Source organism: Embleya sp. NPDC059237, from assembly GCF_042754105.1.
GTDB lineage: Bacteria > Actinomycetota > Actinomycetes > Streptomycetales > Streptomycetaceae > Embleya.
This window is the reverse complement of record NZ_JBHZAE010000064.1, coordinates 1-1,537: the sequence shown is the minus strand read 5'-3', so window position 1 is coordinate 1,537 and position 1,537 is coordinate 1. Positions and strand designations below refer to the sequence as shown.

The window sequence follows — 1,537 nt, the reverse complement described above, 5'->3', positions numbered from 1 at the left end:
CCGGGGTTTGTGCGTTTGGCGGACAGCAGTGCGGCCGCCCTGCAAGCTTCGAAATGTCTGGTAACGAAGCAAACAGGAACGGCCGCTGTGACGAGTCTTCTGCAGGATCCCGCCCGCGTCGAGTCCCTGAACGTGTTGTCACGCTTCAGGACGGACTTCCACGGCTGTCTCACCACGCGCGCGGACGCGTTGTTCGAACTGACCGACGCGCTCTCGTGTGCCGACGGTGCCGTGACGTCCCTGGTCGACCTCACCCTCACACCCGAACACCGTCGCGGCCACGGCGCCCTCTACGACGGATTGAACAGCGGTCGGGTAGACGAGGAACGCCTGCGGACCGTCCTGGCGGGCCTGCCGCTGCCCCGATGCGCGGACGGCCGGATCATCCTCGCCGTGGACGTCAGCCCCTGGTTGCGCTCGGACGCTCCCACCAGCGCGGAACGGCTGTTCTGCCACGTCTACGGCCGCGCGAAAAGCAAATCCGAGCTGGTCCCCGGTTGGCCGTACTCGTTCGTCGCCGCGTTGGAGTCCGGACGCACGTCCTGGACCGCGATCCTGGATGTCGTCCGCCTGGGCCCCGCGGACGACGCGACGGCGGTGACGGCGAACCAACTTCGCCGCGTGGTGGCCGCGTTGACGAAGGCGGGTCACTGGGGCGAGGGCGATCCCGACATCGTCGTCGTCATGGACGCCGGCTACGACGCCACCCGCCTGGCGTTCGTCCTGGCGGATCTGCCCGTCGAGATCCTGGGCCGGATCCGCTCGGACCGGGTGATGCTCCACCCGAGACCGCCCCGCCTGCCGGGCACCAACGGCCGCCCGCCCAAACACGGTCCCGCGTTCGCGCTCGACAGACCCGAAACCTGGTCCGCTCCGACCCACGCGACCGTCACCGAGACCACCCGCTACGGCACCGCCCGGGCCGACGGTTGGGACCGGATGCACCCACGACTGACCCACCGCACGAGTTGGCTCGACCACGACGGCGAACTACCCGTCGTCGAGGGCACGTTGGTCCGTCTGCGTGTCGACCGCCTACCGGGTGACCGCGACCCCAAGCCGGTCTGGCTGTGGTCGTCGAAAACCGGCGGCACGGCGATCGACGTCGACCGCCACTGGCGCTCCTACCTCCGGCGATTCGACCTCGAACACACCTTCCGCCTGTTCAAGCAGACCCTGGGATGGACCCGTCCGAGGATCCGCACGCCCCAGGCGGCCGACCGCTGGACGTGGCTCGTGGTCGCCTGCCACACCCATCTGCGGCTGGCCCGCTCGCTCGCCGCGGACCTGCGTCGCCCCTGGGAGAAACCCGCCGAACCCGGAAGGTTGACCCCGGCCCGGGTCCGCCGCGGGTTCAGGAACATCCGCCCGAACCTCGCCCAGCCGGCCGGCGCACCCAAACCCGGAAAACCCGGCCCGGGACGCCCTCCCGGCTCCAGGAATCTTCGACCCGCACCCCGCTACGACGTCGGCAAGACCGTCAAACGCGAGCGCACCCTCACCGCCCACCACGACCGCACAGGATAAAGACCAAGCT

The 1,537-nt window shown here is 69.7% G+C and carries 1 protein-coding gene; it reads left to right on the top strand.

Annotation, left to right across the window (positions count from 1 at the left end; translation table 11 throughout):
- The first annotated feature begins 87 nt into the window (after positions 1–87).
- Positions 88–1,527 (top strand): NF041680 family putative transposase, encoded by a 1,440-nt coding sequence (locus ACFXKZ_RS52425; protein WP_380015681.1) that lies wholly within the window; start codon positions 88–90, stop codon positions 1,525–1,527.
- Positions 1,528–1,537: the final 10 nt, after the last annotated feature.